16 protein-coding genes are annotated in these 14,908 nt (G+C 36.0%); 4 read left to right on the top strand and 12 right to left on the bottom strand.

Translation table 11 applies throughout. From position 1 onward, the window contains the following. Positions 1 to 15: 15 nt before the first annotated feature. On the bottom strand, positions 16 to 1,206 hold the full coding sequence (locus IV87_RS02280; RefSeq protein WP_057805279.1) for a metal-dependent hydrolase family protein: 1,191 nt from the start codon (positions 1,204 to 1,206) through the stop codon (positions 16 to 18). 192 nt (positions 1,207 to 1,398) lie between these two features. On the opposite strand from IV87_RS02280, the gene IV87_RS02275 reads away from it, so the two are divergent. After that, positions 1,399 to 2,586, top strand: a complete 1,188-nt coding sequence (locus tag IV87_RS02275) for a hypothetical protein (protein ID WP_057805278.1) — start codon at positions 1,399 to 1,401, stop codon at positions 2,584 to 2,586. Positions 2,587 to 2,630: 44 nt separating this feature from the next. On the opposite strand, the gene IV87_RS02270 is transcribed toward IV87_RS02275, so the two are convergent. The 6 genes from IV87_RS02270 to IV87_RS02245 are packed head-to-tail and all read right to left on the bottom strand — an operon-like array spanning position 2,631 to position 8,635. Beyond that, a complete protein-coding gene (locus IV87_RS02270; protein WP_057805306.1) occupies positions 2,631 to 3,314 on the bottom strand; it encodes a YczE/YyaS/YitT family protein in 684 nt (227 codons plus the stop codon). Between the two features lie 32 nt (positions 3,315 to 3,346). After that, a complete protein-coding gene (rhaD, locus tag IV87_RS02265) occupies positions 3,347 to 4,192 on the bottom strand; it encodes a rhamnulose-1-phosphate aldolase (protein ID WP_057805277.1) in 846 nt (281 codons plus the stop codon). Positions 4,193 to 4,224: 32 nt separating this feature from the next. Continuing rightward, positions 4,225 to 5,496: an L-rhamnose isomerase gene (locus tag IV87_RS02260; protein WP_057805276.1), complete on the bottom strand. Its 1,272-nt coding sequence runs from the start codon at positions 5,494 to 5,496 to the stop codon at positions 4,225 to 4,227. A gap of 19 nt (positions 5,497 to 5,515) precedes the next feature. Beyond that, a complete protein-coding gene (rhaM, locus tag IV87_RS02255; protein WP_057805275.1) occupies positions 5,516 to 5,830 on the bottom strand; it encodes an L-rhamnose mutarotase in 315 nt (104 codons plus the stop codon). Next, positions 5,831 to 7,297, bottom strand: coding sequence for a rhamnulokinase (gene rhaB / locus IV87_RS02250; RefSeq protein ID WP_057805274.1), 1,467 nt, complete (start codon positions 7,295 to 7,297; stop codon positions 5,831 to 5,833). Continuing rightward, positions 7,298 to 8,635, bottom strand: coding sequence for an MFS transporter (locus IV87_RS02245; protein ID WP_057805273.1), 1,338 nt, complete (start codon positions 8,633 to 8,635; stop codon positions 7,298 to 7,300). 127 nt (positions 8,636 to 8,762) lie between these two features. Between IV87_RS02245 and IV87_RS02240 the strand changes: the two genes are divergently transcribed. Beyond that, positions 8,763 to 9,752 (top strand): AraC family transcriptional regulator, encoded by a 990-nt coding sequence (locus IV87_RS02240; RefSeq protein WP_057805272.1) that lies wholly within the window; start codon positions 8,763 to 8,765, stop codon positions 9,750 to 9,752. A 73-nt stretch (positions 9,753 to 9,825) separates the two neighbouring features. Continuing rightward, positions 9,826 to 10,926 (top strand): acyltransferase family protein, encoded by a 1,101-nt coding sequence (locus IV87_RS02235; protein WP_057805271.1) that lies wholly within the window; start codon positions 9,826 to 9,828, stop codon positions 10,924 to 10,926. 80 nt (positions 10,927 to 11,006) lie between these two features. Here IV87_RS02235 and IV87_RS02230 read toward each other — a convergent pair whose 3' ends face one another. Both IV87_RS02230 and IV87_RS02225 read right to left on the bottom strand, forming a co-directional pair. After that, complete coding sequence (locus IV87_RS02230) at positions 11,007 to 11,264, bottom strand: hypothetical protein (protein WP_057805270.1); 258 nt, start codon at positions 11,262 to 11,264, stop codon at positions 11,007 to 11,009. A 12-nt stretch (positions 11,265 to 11,276) separates the two neighbouring features. Next, the gene (locus IV87_RS02225) at positions 11,277 to 11,924 is read right to left on the bottom strand and encodes an SDR family oxidoreductase (protein WP_057805269.1); all 648 of its coding nucleotides are present in this window, start codon (positions 11,922 to 11,924) and stop codon (positions 11,277 to 11,279) included. A 117-nt stretch (positions 11,925 to 12,041) separates the two neighbouring features. On the opposite strand from IV87_RS02225, the gene IV87_RS02220 reads away from it, so the two are divergent. Then, positions 12,042 to 12,617, top strand: coding sequence for a TetR/AcrR family transcriptional regulator (locus IV87_RS02220; protein WP_057805268.1), 576 nt, complete (start codon positions 12,042 to 12,044; stop codon positions 12,615 to 12,617). A 451-nt stretch (positions 12,618 to 13,068) separates the two neighbouring features. Here the strand turns inward: IV87_RS02220 and IV87_RS02215 are convergent, their stop codons facing one another. From IV87_RS02215 to IV87_RS11015, 3 genes are all read right to left on the bottom strand, one after another. Further along, on the bottom strand, positions 13,069 to 13,617 hold the full coding sequence (locus tag IV87_RS02215; RefSeq protein WP_057805267.1) for a helix-turn-helix domain-containing protein: 549 nt from the start codon (positions 13,615 to 13,617) through the stop codon (positions 13,069 to 13,071). A gap of 449 nt (positions 13,618 to 14,066) precedes the next feature. Beyond that, a complete protein-coding gene (locus tag IV87_RS02210; protein WP_371862109.1) occupies positions 14,067 to 14,621 on the bottom strand; it encodes a GNAT family N-acetyltransferase in 555 nt (184 codons plus the stop codon). A gap of 70 nt (positions 14,622 to 14,691) precedes the next feature. Continuing rightward, positions 14,692 to 14,838: a hypothetical protein gene (locus IV87_RS11015; RefSeq protein ID WP_156407366.1), complete on the bottom strand. Its 147-nt coding sequence runs from the start codon at positions 14,836 to 14,838 to the stop codon at positions 14,692 to 14,694. Between the last annotated feature and the right edge of the window lie 70 nt (positions 14,839 to 14,908).

Raw genomic sequence — 14,908 nt, 5'->3', positions numbered from 1 at the left:
AAGCCCTCCTCCGAGTTAATAGACTTTTACACCATGTTGATATACTCCCTTATCAACCTGTTGAACTGCTTTTACATCAGCAACTGGATCAGCATCCAATACTAAGAAATCAGCAAATTTTCCGGTCTCTAAGGTGCCATAATCTTGATCGATGTGTAATAATTTTGCACTATTTTGAGAAGCTGCAAACAACGCTTGAGCATTAGTAGCTCCTACTTCAGTTAATAGTTGTAATTCAAACGGTGTATCCTTAAAGCCATTAAATGGTGTCCCTGCATCTGTACCAAATGAAATTTTGACTCCAGCCTTAATCGCTGCACCTACTCTTGCAAAATAGTCTTTAATAAAGGCATTGGTTTTGTCCAACATGTATTGAGGTAATTTTCCTTGTCCATACTTTGGAATGGTATATGCTGCAATCAACGTTGGTGTTAAATAAGTTCCTTGTTTCAACATCAATTCAATGTCTTCATCGGTGACATACGAGCCATGTTCAATGGAATCTACCCCGGCCTTCACTGCATTATGAATTCCCTTTGCGCCTTCAGCATGAGCAGCTACCGTCATATGCTTAGAATGTGCTTCTTCAACTGCCGTTTTAATTTCTTCATAACTTAATTCTGTATCATCAACCTGATCAGTAGCCGACATTACACCACCAGTGGCCATAACTTTAATATTACGTGCACCATATTTGAATGCTTTTCGAACTGCCTTGCGCATTTCATCTGTAGAATCCGTCAAATACCCCCAGGTAGTATTGCCATCCCAGCCTTCAGTGAAATCACCGTGTCCACCAGTAATTGACATTGGCCGACCAGAAGGCAAGATTTGTGGACCAACAACGGCTTGTCCTTCTTGTTGCAGTTTAGCTAACTTAATATCAACATCAAACGCACAACCACAGTCACGAATATAGGTAACTCCTGAACGTAATAATTCTTTCAAATTTTCAATAGCACTAAATGTAACTTCTGCTTCAGAAAGATACTCCAACTTATTTGATTCAGGCTGCATCATCATATGTGTATGTGCATTTATCAATCCAGGCATGACATATTTTCCTTTTAAATCAACAACCTTATCAGCCGCACTATCAGAAACTAAACGGCCCGTTTCATCGTCAACCGTAAAGCTAGCGTTTTTTTGTAACGTTTCATGAACACCATCAAACAGGTTGAAGTTTTTATAATTCGTTTTTGTCATTATATTTCCACTCCTTAAAAGTATTTGTGTTTGATTGTAATTCTCATTTTAAGTCTCGTCAAACCGATGTTTTATTATAAAACAATGAAAACAGACATTTTGTTTCAATTTATCATTGACTTATCAGCATTTTTATATTAAAGTTCTATTAAAATATTTTTAATCTTTACATAGAATTTCGGAGGATTTTATATGGCATACTTAATAGCATTCGTTTGCGTCATGCTTTTCATGTTAATCGGTGAATGGGTTTCAAGTCTCACCAAGGCATTTATCCCATCAGTTTTCGTCACTGCAGTCTTATTCGTGATTGGATTTTGGACAGTGCTTCCCAAAAATGTGGTTTCTCAAGCATCGTTTGACACCCCATTTGTGGGTGTTTGTATTTCCATTTTATTGGTTCATTTGGGAACTCTAATGAACCTGAAAGAATTAATTGCTCAATGGAAAGCCGTGTGTATTGCCTTATTAGGTGTTTTAGGAACTCTAATTCTAACTTTAGTTGTAGGATCACTTATTTTTGATTGGCATACAGTCGTTGCGGCTATCCCACCACTAACTGGTGGTTTGGTTGCTGCTTTATTAATGACAAATGGTTTAAAAGCGGCTGGAATCACCACACTGGTTGCTTTGCCAGTTTCAATGTATGTCATTCATTCCGTCATTGGCTATCCATTAACTGCTGTTATGTTAAAAAAAGAAGGCCATCGTTTAGTTACCGGTCTTCGAAGCGGGACGTTAAAGGCTAAGGAAGATGGACCAAAGATGACCAAAAGGGCCGTGGCTTCACAACCAAAACAACGGATCTTTAATCTCCCCGATGAGTATCAAACGGCAGCTTTCATTCTTGTTCGAATCGGACTTGTTGCCCTCTTTAGTAATTGGGTTGCCGGTCTTTTAAACAATGCAATTAATGCAAATGTCGTTTGTTTAATTTTTGGGGTTATCGCCCATCAACTTGGTTTCTTGGAAGACAATGCTTTAAATCAGGCCGGTGTTTTTAATTGGTTAATGTATGGACTATTAGCTTATGTATTTGCCCAGCTCAGTTTAACAACACCGCAAATTATGGGCGGTATCGTAGTTCAAATCATCGTCTTAATCGCTCTTGGTATTTTAGGTATGTTCATTGCTTCTTCGGTACTTGCAAAGCCATTTGGTATGACGCGTGAAATGGCTTTTGCCTGTTCTCTAACTGCTTTGTTTGGATTTCCAGCCGATTATATTTTGACTACGGAAATCTGTCACAGTGTTGCCGAAAACGAAAAAGAAGAAGAATTTTTAACTGAAAACATGTTACCCAAAATGTTGGTTGGGGGATTTGCCACTGTATCAATTGCTTCGGTCATCATTGCTTCGATATTCTTGAAGTTAATTTAAATAAAAAACTGATTATGAATTCGTGAAAATTCATAATCAGTTTTTTATTTAATAATGTTCAAATCATAATGTTTTAGTCCTTTGAATACATGTTTATCAAAGAAACCAATAAACGTACCCTGGAAGAATAAACAAATCAAAGTTCCAACATTAACTGCCCAAAGTTGACCACTTGTTAAGAATGTTGTCACCATAATAAGTACAGGCGGAATGTAGTGAATCATCTGTGCAATCGTCGCATTACCATGTACATATCTGAACCTAATAATCTGCATAAAATCATCATTGGGATGTAACACTATATTAGCCCTCTGGTAAATGGAGGTTGCCAGTGCTACACATAAAATACCAAAGATATCAATTATTACTCGTAATACGAGTGGCAGACTGTTAATTCTAGATTTACTAATTAATTGGGTAAACAATTGAATCAAAAAACTAAAAGGAAATGTAAAAAGTAAGTTTCCAACAATTCGTTTCCATATAAATTTGCGAATCAATAACGCATTCATTAAAACTACGATCACACCACAGAGAAATAAAGTTGCACGTAAGCTCAACGGCCAAAGATGATAAAGATTAACTGCAGATGCTGTCCACACGGCACTTCCTAAATTAGTCACTATTGTCAACGAATGACCAGTTGCATTTATTAGTAAGGATAATCCTAAATAAAACCATCTTTTCAAACTATCCTCTGTTGCAAATGCATAGCTTTGCTTTTGAATACGCACACTATCACTTACCCTTTACTAGCCTTTTATTTAGCACCAACTGCCACCTTTTCAGGTGTTAAAAATTCTTTATTAGGTTTTAGATCAAATCGTTTGCATAGATCATGCAAATCTTTATCCGTTATACTTTGCAGAATTTTTCCACCTTGTGATTGAATTGTTGTGTAAATCAAAGCTGATTTTTCAACTGTCTCAACTAATCCATAGGTTTCATCTAATGAATCACCTGCTGCAAAGACACCATGGTGTGGCCAAACAACGACTCTGAAATTCTGCATTTGTTCAGATGTTGCTCGACCAATTGCCGTTGTACCTGGGCACATATATGGAATTACAGCAACACCTTCTGGAAATACAACGATGGATTCTGGATGCATCTTCCATAAAGTCCGACTAAAATGTTTGGAACTCAGACGATTTGTAAAACTCATTGCTACAAGATTAGTTGGATGACAGTGCATAATAACACGTTGATTTGGATCTTGCTTTAATCGTTCGATATGACTCATTAAATGAGATGGAAATTCACTAGTTGGCTCCCCACCATCATTAAATCCCCACATGAGATCTACACTATTACCCTCATCGGTAATTCGAATAAGTCCCAAATCACGTTCCGGAAATTCAATAATGTTTTTAAAGTAACGACCCGTACCGGTAACCAAAAAGTACTTTCCAGCTAATTCACTAGCATCAAAATCAATCGGAATATTGCGCAACACTTTATCGGTACCAGCATATTGTGAAACTTCCTCTTTGGTTAACCGTAAACTGACATTACCGCCATTACGCTCATCCCAACCATGCCGATACAAATTATTAGTTGTTTGTGCCATTTCATGTACATATTTAGATTCAATAAAGTCTTTCATGTCTTCCGCCTCTTCAAATTTTTTATGTTTAATTATTTCTCATCACGTAGAAATTGAACTTTTTGTTCATAATCATGAATATTATTGAGCCAGTCAGTACCAACTGGAGTATTATTCTTTAAGCAGAACTCATCCCAAACAGCTCCAAATGGATATGATTTCAACTCTTCAGTAACAGCCAATCGTTTTGTAAAGTCAAAGTTTAATTCGGCTTTCTTTAAATCATCAATTGGTGCCAACATTGCTTGTAACAAAGCCTTTTGTGTAGCACGTGCACCAACAACCCAAGCTGCAACACGATTAATTGTGGCATCAAAGAAATCAAGTCCAATATTTGTTCGACTAAGTTCATTATCACGAACAAGTGAACGTGTAATTCGAGTTAAAGCATCATCAAAAATCACAACATGATCACTATCCCAGCGTACTGGACGAGAAACATGTAACATTAAGCCTTTGCCAAATGGTAAGAATGCAGAGAATTTATCTGAGACATCCTCTGTTGGGTGCCAGTGTCCAGCATCAATAGTCCATAGTTTGCCTCGGCTAATTGCATAATTGTTGTAGAACAGATGTGAACCAACCGTGTATGACTCAATTCCGGTTCCAAATAATTTACCTTCGACAGATTCAATCGTATTATTTTCATCATATTTCTTTTCAAAAATGGTATCTAATGATTGAATTAATCGTTCACGTGGAGACTGTTTGTCAATTGGATTATCTTTAAAGCCATCTGGAATCCAGAAGTTGTTTACTGAACGTTGACCTAATTCTTTACCAAAATAATTAGAAATCTCTCGAGACTTTTTACCTACTTCAATCCAGTAATCACGGACAGATTTATCAGGACTTGCTAAAGTAAAGTTATTTTTAACCATCGGATGTGAGAAGAAGGTTGGATTCATATCAAGCCCAATTCCTTCTTGTTTTGCCCAATCAACCCAATACTTAAAATCTTCTGGACCAACTTCATTAAAGTCTTTCTTCTTATCAGTAACAGCATAGATAGTGTGTAATTGAACCTTATGTTTTCCAGGAATTAAGGATAATGCTTCATGAAGATCACCAGTCAACTGATCCGGTGTGCGGGCAATTCCGGGATAATTACCAGAGACTCCAATTCCTCCAGTTAATTCTTGATTAGGATTTAAGAAGCCATGAATGTCATCGCCCTGCCAGCAATGTACTGAAAGCTTAACTTTCTTTAACTGTTCCATTGCTTTATCTGTATCTACACCTAACTCTGCGTATCGTTCTTTTGCCAGGTTATATGCTTTTTCTACTTCTTCTGTTTTAGCCATCGTTTTTTCCTCCATATATTTAATCTAAGTGAAATACTTCTTTTAAGTCCGTCGTTACCGGACTATTGTCTGGATTAGTATCCATTAGTGGTTCCATGTATTTCCACCATTTCTTGCAAATGTCTGTATCAGCTATTCGGTTATAAGTTTCCACACTTGGCACCTCTAGATAAGCAAATGTTTGACCCGTTTTTTTGTTTAAAAAGATCGAATAATTAGAAGCTCCATATTCACGTAAAGCCAATTTCATTTCGGGCCATAATGCCGCATGTCTTTTTTGATATTCTTCATATGCATCTTTGTGTAAATACATTACTTGCCCCAATCTGACCATCTATACCATCTCCTTTACATGATTTTCAATAAAGTTTTGATACTCACTTAAAGTGTCTCCATATTTATTTGTTTCAGGATGATACTTTTTCAAATCAAATGATTTAGCAATTAGACGTCTACCAGCATGAATATTTTCAACTTCATCGGACGCAATCATCTGTACCATGATATTACCAATTGCAGTTGCCTCACCCGGACCGGCAATGACATCTACGTTAGCTAATGTGCTTGTCAATTGATTCATCAAATCAACATGACTACCGCCACCAACAATGTTCAAAGTATCAATATGATAACCAAGAATTTCATCTAGTTTTGATAGTTCATTTGCATAAAATAACGACAGATTTGAATAAATTGCTTGAAAAAGTTCTCCTGGTGTTTCAGGCACTTTTTGATGAGTTTCTTTACAATAATTCTGTAATTCATTGATCATATTATTAGGATTTACAAAACGTTCATCATTAATATCAATAAACTGTTCAAACGGTTTAACCTGCTCCGCCATATCAGCTAATTCATTAAAAGAATATTTATCATCTAGTTCATGACGCACACTTTGAGCAATCCAAAGTCCCATAATATTTTTCAAGAAACGATACGTACCATAAGCTCCCCATTCGTTTGTATAATTCTCATGAAAAGCTTGCAACCCATTCTCTGGCACATTTAGTTCGGTTCCTAATAGTGACCAGGTTCCAGAACTAAGAAATGCCCATCGATCTCCACTACCTGGAGTGCCTACAACTGCAGATGCAGTATCATGAGTTGCGACCGTGACAACTTCAACATTCGGAATATCATATTGTTTATGCCAGTGGTAACTCACATTACCAAGCACTGTCCCTGATTCAACTAAATGTGGAAATTGTTCTTCGGAAACATTTACCTCAGCCAATAAATCTTTATCAAATAATCCCACTCGCAAATTCAACATTTGTGTTGTAGAAGCATTGGTAACCTCTGTCACAGCATTTCCTGTCAATACATAACCAATATAGTCAGGGATCATCATGATTTTATCGGTTTTTGCCAATAAATCTCGATTTTCCGTATATAGTTGATACAAAGTATTAAAATCCTGAAATTGAATTCCCGTTTTTTCATAAATATATTCTTTCGGTAATTGACTCGTTAACTTTTGAATAGCATTGTGTGTACGTTTATCACGATAACTAATCGGGTCTTCTAACTTTTTTCCATCTTCTCCAACTAATACGTAATCGACTGCCCACGTATCAATGCCTAACTTCACATCATTGATACCCATTTGCTTAACTTTTTCTAGACCTTTAAAAATTTCATTTATCAAATGATCAATATTCCATCGATCATGACTGTCTTCTAACGTGAAACCATTAGTGAAACGATAAACTTCTTTTAAATTTAATTTACCGTTTTCTTGTTGGCCAAGCATCAAACGACCACTTGATGCGCCAATATCAACTGCAATATATGCTTGCATTTACTTTGCACCTCCCGTTAAGTGAGTTCCTGTAGCTCTCACCTTACTTTTGGTTGCTTTAACTTCATCTTTATCTAAAGTATTGCCATAACGTTCTTTTGTAATTTCATCCAACGTTTTTCCTCGTGTCTGTGGAGTCCAAATGGTTCCAATAACAAGAGAAATAACTAACAATGCAATCATGAAAGTTCCGGCTGCTTTAAATCCCATACTTGTTAAAATGGTTGGAAATACGATTGACCAAATTCCTGCTGACAAGCGCACCACAAAGAACATAACTCCTTGCGAACCGGCACGATACTTAGTTGGAAATAATTCTGTGGCCCAAAGTGCGTACCATGCCTGTGCACCAATACCTGCTGAAATTCCCCATACCGTTACAAAGATCCAAAGGCTTGTCCAATTCATCCCGGCATAGGTTAAAACTACCCAAGAAGCTACCGCCATTGCAGCACCAACGAAGAAGAAAATTCGGTGATTTGCACGATCCCCATAACGAGCAAAACCGATATAAGTTGCCAACGCAGTGAATATCCAAAGAATTGCTTGTAAGAGGTTTGCCTCCATGTTTGTTAGTCCGCCTGCTGTTTCATACACATATGGCATAAAGAATCCCATGGCTCCTGCGACCAAATTCCAAAACATGTAAACACCAATTAAGAATGCCAAAGTTTTTAGATTAACCACATTTGAAAACAAATCACGATATGGATGGGGTTTTTCACCAGTTTCTTTTTCATGAACTTTTTGATCAACCCATGCTTGTGATTCATGGAGTTTGCTTTGTAATCTCCATCCAACAAAAGCAATGATTGTTAAGAATATAAAAATGATTCTGTTTCCAATTAATCCAATCGGTGCTAATAAAGTACCAACAATAAAAATAATGGCTGGTCCTAACGACCAAGCAAATTGTGAAATACCAATATTCTTTGCTCGGTTGGTTGATTGAGAAGTTTCTGAAATATAAGTCCATGATGCTGGAACACCAGCACCTACCGCAATTCCAGTAATTAAAAATCCAATTAGAAGCATTGGAAAATTAAATGAAAATGCTACGATTAGTGTTCCAAGCATGTAAACCAACATATCATACGTATAAATTACTTTGCGTCCATATTTATCAGATAAATGACCACCAAATAATGCACCAACAGCGGCTCCAAATGCATTAGCGCTCAAAGCTCCAAGTAGTCCTACTTGAAAGCTTGACAAGCCCAATGCTTTCGTCCACAAAGTCAATCCACTTGCACCAGCTACAATTGAGCCAGAATCCAAAAAATTAGTTATTGATACGGCCACTGTAGATTTAATGGATCCTGATTTGCTTTCGCTCATAACATATACCCTCTTTCGATTAGTAAGCGGTTTCAATTGATTACAAGGGTATTGTAACCGCTTACCTTTATGCGCAACAATGTCATTTACACACTTTTGGAGTATCATATTTACAGGAGGGAATTCCATGAATGCAAGAGTATTGAACCTTTTAAAAAGTGTTACGTCGCTAGAATTAAAGCAAAAAAAATCTCATCATTTTCAAGAAGATTTACCGGCAAAAGCCATCAATAATAGTCTTTCAAGGCAAAAAAATACTAGAGTATTAAATAACTTCTTTTTTCGTAATCGTGATATCTATATCAGCAAACATAATCGTTTTGCAGACTATCCATTGCATACTCACACTTTTTTAGAAATGAATTACATGCTGCATGGTAGTGCCACAGAAATTGTGGATGATAAAACTCTGATATTACATGCTGGTGATTTGTTGTTACTCGATGTAGGTTCAAAACATGCTATTAAAGCATTAAGTGAAGATGATATTCTTATTAATATTCTTTTCCGTGAACAAACAATTAGCGTCAACTTTCTAAGTGACTTAAGACGAAACAACAGTGTGTTATACGATTTTTTGCTTAGTCATACCGTCAGTAATAAATCAGCAAAAGTGGATTACCTATTATTTCAAAAGAAAACAGGTAGTGAGATTAAAGAAACTATCGAGCACATCATTGACGAGTACTTTTTAAAGAAAGATTTTTCCAACTCAATTATTAAATCTTATCTTTCAATTTTATTAACTCAACTAGTACGTGAATACCCACTCGTAAATAATGAACATGCAAGTAAGCAACAAAAGTTAATAACCGAAATATTAAAGAAGGTCTCCACGGAATATAAAAGCATTACACTTAATCAATTAGCACAGCAGTATAATTACAGTGAAAATTATTTAAGCAATCTGTTTAAACAGGGTGTTGGAAAAACTTTTAGTGATATTCTGACACAGGAGCGTTTGATACAAGCACATAACTTAATATCATCAACAACCATGCCAATTACGATAATCATGGAACAGGTTGGGATTTCAAACAAAACTTTTTTCTACAAAAAATACAAACAATTTTATCATTCGACTCCTGGAAAGGATCGAAAATCAGTTGAATCATAAATTACCATCTTAATATTTTTTATAGTAGTCAAAAAGTTCATCATCACAATTTCAATAAAGGTGGCAGAACTCAATGACAACAAAAACAACGACTGGACCAAGTGCTGATGTTGGCGACTATATGAAAGTCTTTGCCTGCACTGCAGTTATGATGCAAACCGTGCTTTCTCTTGTTCTAAAAACCGGACCAAGTTTTTCAACTCAATCCGGAATTGGCATCGTCTACAATCTGGTGAAGTATACCGCACCAGCCTTCATTTTTGGAATTTTATTTTCAACTATTCGTACTCATGAAAATGCCCATTTATCTGATTATGGGAATTACATGTCTAAGCAATTTTCTGCTTTATTTGTCCCCACTTTTTGGTGGACATTAGCGTACCTTTTAATCATGCCAAATGTTCAACAAGTTTCTCATTTTCATAATTTTGGCAGCTTTATTTGGCAATTTATCAACGGAAATGCAGCACCGCATCTTTGGTACAACACAATGATGCTTCAGTTCATTATTTTGATGCCATTTTTCTGGTGGCTTTCACGCTGGGCGGTAAAAACAACTAATCGTCTATACGGAACCTTACTGGTCACGACTATTGGTTATTTTATCTGGTTACTCTTTTACGATCATTTTGTGTTTTATGGTCCCCAGATGCAGCATTGGTATCTGTTAGATCGCCTTTTCGTTAGTTTTATTATTTACGGCATTTTTGGCTCATTGGCTTGGAAGAAACACCATCAATTGGAAAATCTACTGCGTCGTTTTTGGTGGATTATAGCTATTATTCTGGTTGGCACATTTATCTGGACTAATTCGGAATTAAAAGCCTTTGGTCATCCCGTAAACTTGGCAAATGCCATTTACTATAAACCGTCAATGACGCTTTATACTCTGGCTATTATTGGTTTGGTAGCTGCGTTAGCATTTCTAAACATTCGCCAACACTCACGGGTGCTACAACCCATGCATTTCTTGGCAACTTATGCCTATCGTGCATACTTATCAAATGTTTTTTGGCTACAAGTTATTTGGCGTATATTCGGAAACAGCCTTAGCAATAACCATCCAGTTTGGGCTATTATTTGTTGTTACATCTTAACCTGGATTTTGGCATTCACTTCCGCTTATGTTTTTCATGTAAGTTGGTTTGCCGTTAAACACAAATTTAACTTCTAAAATTATTCATTTAGTCAAACAGGATTGAAGTTCTCGTCAAAAAGAATTTCAATCCTGTTTTTAGTTTGTCTTAAATTTTTTTATTTATCTGCTATTGTGTTCGCACGTCCCTCAACTTCACCACGATAAACAGCTCCAAAGGTCTTTATAAAATCTGCCAATTTTACTTTACCAAATTTGGGTTGATGAGCTCTTAGATCTGCATACGATTCCTCTGGTGTGCGTTGCGACTTAGTCATAATTGTAAATCCTTCGGCAACCGATTTGGGTATCCCTTGTTTGATCAAAGCCGCTTCAAATTGTTCATCAGTAATTGTGACATATCTTAATTCTGGCATATTCAGTTCTTTTTAAAGGCCTTCAAGCAATTCTTGACCAGTAGCCTCATCACTGACCACATAACGAACATTGTGTCCTTCAGGCGTATTTAGCAATAAAGCCGTTACCGTTTCTGCAATATCCTGTGGGGACACAAATTCACGTTTAATATCAGCCGGAATTGTGGAAACAAGCTGTTTTTGTTGTTTGATCATGGCAATACTGCTAAGCAAATTAGAGTAGAAGCCAACGGGTCGCACAAAAGTAATATTGACATCTTTCAACTGGCTGAGAGCATCTTCGATATAGTGATAAAAGGACAGTGTCCCCACCATTTCGTATGGGCGATCTGCTCCGATGCTACTGAGATCAACAATATTTTTCACTCCAGCTGCCTTAGTTGCTTGGTAAAATACCTGACCCTGCGTTTTGGCCGCGTTCAACGGATCACTGCTCATACCGCTTAACATAAGATAAACAACATCGTCACCGGTAAATTGTTTCGTAAGAAAAGACTCATCATCCATAGATCCAACTGCAGGAATGGCACCAAGTTTTTTTATTTGATCAACTCGTTTATCGGAATGTGTGATAACAGTCACCTCATGCCCAGCCTTGATTAAAGCAGGAATGACGTACTGATTAATATGTCCTAAAGAACCTAGTAAAGTTATTTTCATTTTTAAATTTCTCCTTTTTAAAGATAGATCTATCTTTTTTACTCTTTGCCATTATAAAAGATAAGTTTATCTTTTGTCAACCTTGAAATTTCAAAATAAACCCCGTATGATAAAATTATGAAAAAGAAGAATGAAGAAAAATACACCCAAATTATTCAAGTGACGAGCAATTTAATTGCCACTCAAGGGGCCGCACTAGTTTCAACAACTAAAGTGGCTAAACTAGTGGGAATTTCTCAATCTAATATTTATATTTATTTCAAAAACAAAGATGATCTGCTTTACCACGTTTATTTAAGTAAATTGACTGGTATGCAGCACTTTTTTATGACTTTAGAAAATTCTTCGCTTACACTGACTCAACAACTTAAGGCATACATTATGAACCTTTATCAGTTTGCCCTTCAGCATCCCCAAGATATTGAAGTGATTGAGCAAATTAAGGCCATGCCCAACTCACCGCTTCACTCCAGTGAACTTAATGTTACCGACGATACGCAATTAGCTCGTAATTTAGTTGTTAAGGGAATCGATGCCGGAATTCTACGTCCTGTTAGTCCAGAATTACATTTGACGATCGTTTTCAACGTTATTCGTCGTTATACCACCAGTATTGCCAAACCAAACGAAGATAAATCAGCATTTCAACCTGTCTTTGCAATGATTTGGGATGCAATTGCTAAACCTGATTAAAAACACAAAAAGACGACCAAAGCGAAAATTCGTAACGGTCGTCTTCTGTTTTGATTAAAATAAATTAGTTTCATTTTCGAAATATAGTGCGTTGAATCGTTGTGCTAATTGGTTACTATTTTAAAATTCCTTTTCCAATAAAAAGTCCCCACTTGGGACACATGCAGCAAAGCAGAGGTGTGTGGGGTGCAATTAACTATTATACTAACAGCATTATCGAAGACAATCAATAATACAACATATTATGTTGCAAAACCAAAATTATTCTTAGTATTCAGTATTTGCGTATTATCTTAAATATAAAGAACACAATATATAGACATAATATTGTTTTTCTTTAGAAGACTTCCAATTTTTACTCGTTTCTATTGCCAATTCATCAGTAGAGTCAAATTCATCATCTTTTGTTTCTTAACTTGATTCTCAGCAAAAACAGCTTTTAAGATGATTCCTATTTATAAATCGTTCGTCGATTATATCTTACATAACCCACAAAAAACGTCATTAGATAATGGGTTGCGCGTTTTGCGATTGGATATAAACTCAGCCCGATAATAAATATCAGAGCACATAACAGCGTAGATAAAACTGGATAGGTCTGCGTGCCAGTAATTAATCCAATTACTAATAACAGCGGTGAAATTATAAAGGCTCCCGTAATTACCCAAAGTGCTCCGAGCATCGCAACAACGATGATGGCTCCCGAAGAAAATAACACTATGTTAAACGCAATCACTCCAAATAATGCAAACCAGTTAATTTTATTCATTGGCCTAATCTCCTCATTATGCTTAATTTGTGCTTTGGTTTCAGAGATTAATTCATCCAAAGACAAGCCATAAAGCGAACTTAGGTCTTTTAAAACATAAATGTTAGGTAGTGTTTTGTTTTGTTCCCACCGCGAAACTGTTTGTCTTGTCACAAACAATATTTTAGCAACAGATTCTTGAGTTAGATTTTTATTTACTCGCGCATTCTTTAACGAATCACCTAAAGACATTTGAATCCCCTCTTCCTTTGCACAATTAATAGTATGAGAAGCTTTGACCAACAAATAAAGCAACAAACCTGTTACATACCAGTATATCAGTCCTTTTGAAGATTTTATTTCTTATCTATTTCGACTAAGAGACATAAATAAAAGAGCAACGCATTGTTTACATTCCCCAAATAAGCAGTTTACATTAGCGCAACTTCTACTTTACATCAAGTGTCACTTGCAGTTGCACATCCCCATTTAACAGCAGTTTAAGCAGTTTACATCCGTTGCGTTTTTTTACTCCTATTTTGAACTTAATTTTTTTGGAATCATTCTTTTTCAAACTTCAATTGAAGTTAAACCATCACACAATAATTAACAAATAAAAAAAGTAACGATTATTTTCGTTACTTTTCAGCTTAATTTAACTTCATTTTTTGCTTTAATTAGTTAATTATGAAGTTCAGAATTTAAAATTGGTGCCATTCGCTTCGTAAAAGAGAATATAAATTGTGATCATGATACTGGCCATCTAATAATCGAATATTGGCTCGCAAAGTGCCATCCAACTTAAACCCAGCCTTTTGAGCAACATGATTACTACCATCATTTCCCACGGCAGCTTCGATTTCTAACCGGTTCAACCCATAATCTTTAAAACCAATGTCCACCATCCCCAATAATGCTTGGTGCATCACGCCCTGTCCTCGCGCTTTTCTTGCCAACCAATAACCAATATCTGCACTCATATTAGCCTTCTTGATGTGATTAAAGCTAATCATGCCTACTGGTTGCTGTTTCCACCAAATTGCAACGTTTAGGGACTCACCTTTTCCAAAATTTACATTGACGTGTTTTAAAAATTTTAATTCGTCTTCAACAGATTGAACATCTTTCACCCAAGGCAACCATTTTTGCATGGATTCACGACTATCCTCAATTGACGCAAAAAGTTTTTCCGCATCTTTCTCTGGATTAGGTAATGCTAAACTTAAATCGCCATTAACTTGATAAGCAAACATCATATGCGCCCTCTCTCCTATAATTAGATATATTATAGGTGATTAAAGCTTTCATGACTAGATTAATATTTTTTCATGAATGACAGTGTTTACTAACCTGCAAATACAGAAACGACAAAACTCCAATAATCACTAATGCTCGAATTCCCCAAATTAATAATAATCCAGAAAGAATTTTGGTGATTAATGATTCTTGAATCGTAATTGCTAATAAATTCATTTAAATCGAGTCCTTTCAATTGTTTTTTAGTTAAACTACTCATATATTAAAATTAATAAAAATTACGGTA

It is taken from the genome of Pediococcus ethanolidurans, assembly GCF_001437405.1.
GTDB classification, from domain to species: Bacteria; Bacillota; Bacilli; order Lactobacillales; family Lactobacillaceae; genus Pediococcus; species Pediococcus ethanolidurans.
Note: the sequence above shows the minus strand (reverse complement) of the source record. Positions and strands in the feature narration are given on the sequence as shown.

Coding starts and splice junctions, on each gene's coding strand:
- IV87_RS02280 (WP_057805279.1), bottom strand. CDS start 1,206: ATGACAAAAACGAATTATAAAAACTTCAACCTGTTTGATGGTGTTCAT.
- IV87_RS02275 (WP_057805278.1), top strand. CDS start 1,399: ATGGCATACTTAATAGCATTCGTTTGCGTCATGCTTTTCATGTTAATC.
- rhaD (WP_057805277.1), bottom strand. CDS start 4,192: ATGAAAGACTTTATTGAATCTAAATATGTACATGAAATGGCACAAACA.
- IV87_RS02260 (WP_057805276.1), bottom strand. CDS start 5,496: ATGGCTAAAACAGAAGAAGTAGAAAAAGCATATAACCTGGCAAAAGAA.
- rhaM (WP_057805275.1), bottom strand. CDS start 5,830: ATGGTCAGATTGGGGCAAGTAATGTATTTACACAAAGATGCATATGAA.
- rhaB (WP_057805274.1), bottom strand. CDS start 7,297: ATGCAAGCATATATTGCAGTTGATATTGGCGCATCAAGTGGTCGTTTG.
- IV87_RS02245 (WP_057805273.1), bottom strand. CDS start 8,635: ATGAGCGAAAGCAAATCAGGATCCATTAAATCTACAGTGGCCGTATCA.
- IV87_RS02240 (WP_057805272.1), top strand. CDS start 8,763: ATGAATGCAAGAGTATTGAACCTTTTAAAAAGTGTTACGTCGCTAGAA.
- IV87_RS02235 (WP_057805271.1), top strand. CDS start 9,826: ATGACAACAAAAACAACGACTGGACCAAGTGCTGATGTTGGCGACTAT.
- IV87_RS02230 (WP_057805270.1), bottom strand. CDS start 11,264: ATGCCAGAATTAAGATATGTCACAATTACTGATGAACAATTTGAAGCG.
- IV87_RS02225 (WP_057805269.1), bottom strand. CDS start 11,924: ATGAAAATAACTTTACTAGGTTCTTTAGGACATATTAATCAGTACGTC.
- IV87_RS02220 (WP_057805268.1), top strand. CDS start 12,042: ATGAAAAAGAAGAATGAAGAAAAATACACCCAAATTATTCAAGTGACG.
- IV87_RS02215 (WP_057805267.1), bottom strand. CDS start 13,617: ATGTCTTTAGGTGATTCGTTAAAGAATGCGCGAGTAAATAAAAATCTA.
- IV87_RS02210 (WP_371862109.1), bottom strand. CDS start 14,621: ATGATGTTTGCTTATCAAGTTAATGGCGATTTAAGTTTAGCATTACCT.
- IV87_RS11015 (WP_156407366.1), bottom strand. CDS start 14,838: ATGAATTTATTAGCAATTACGATTCAAGAATCATTAATCACCAAAATT.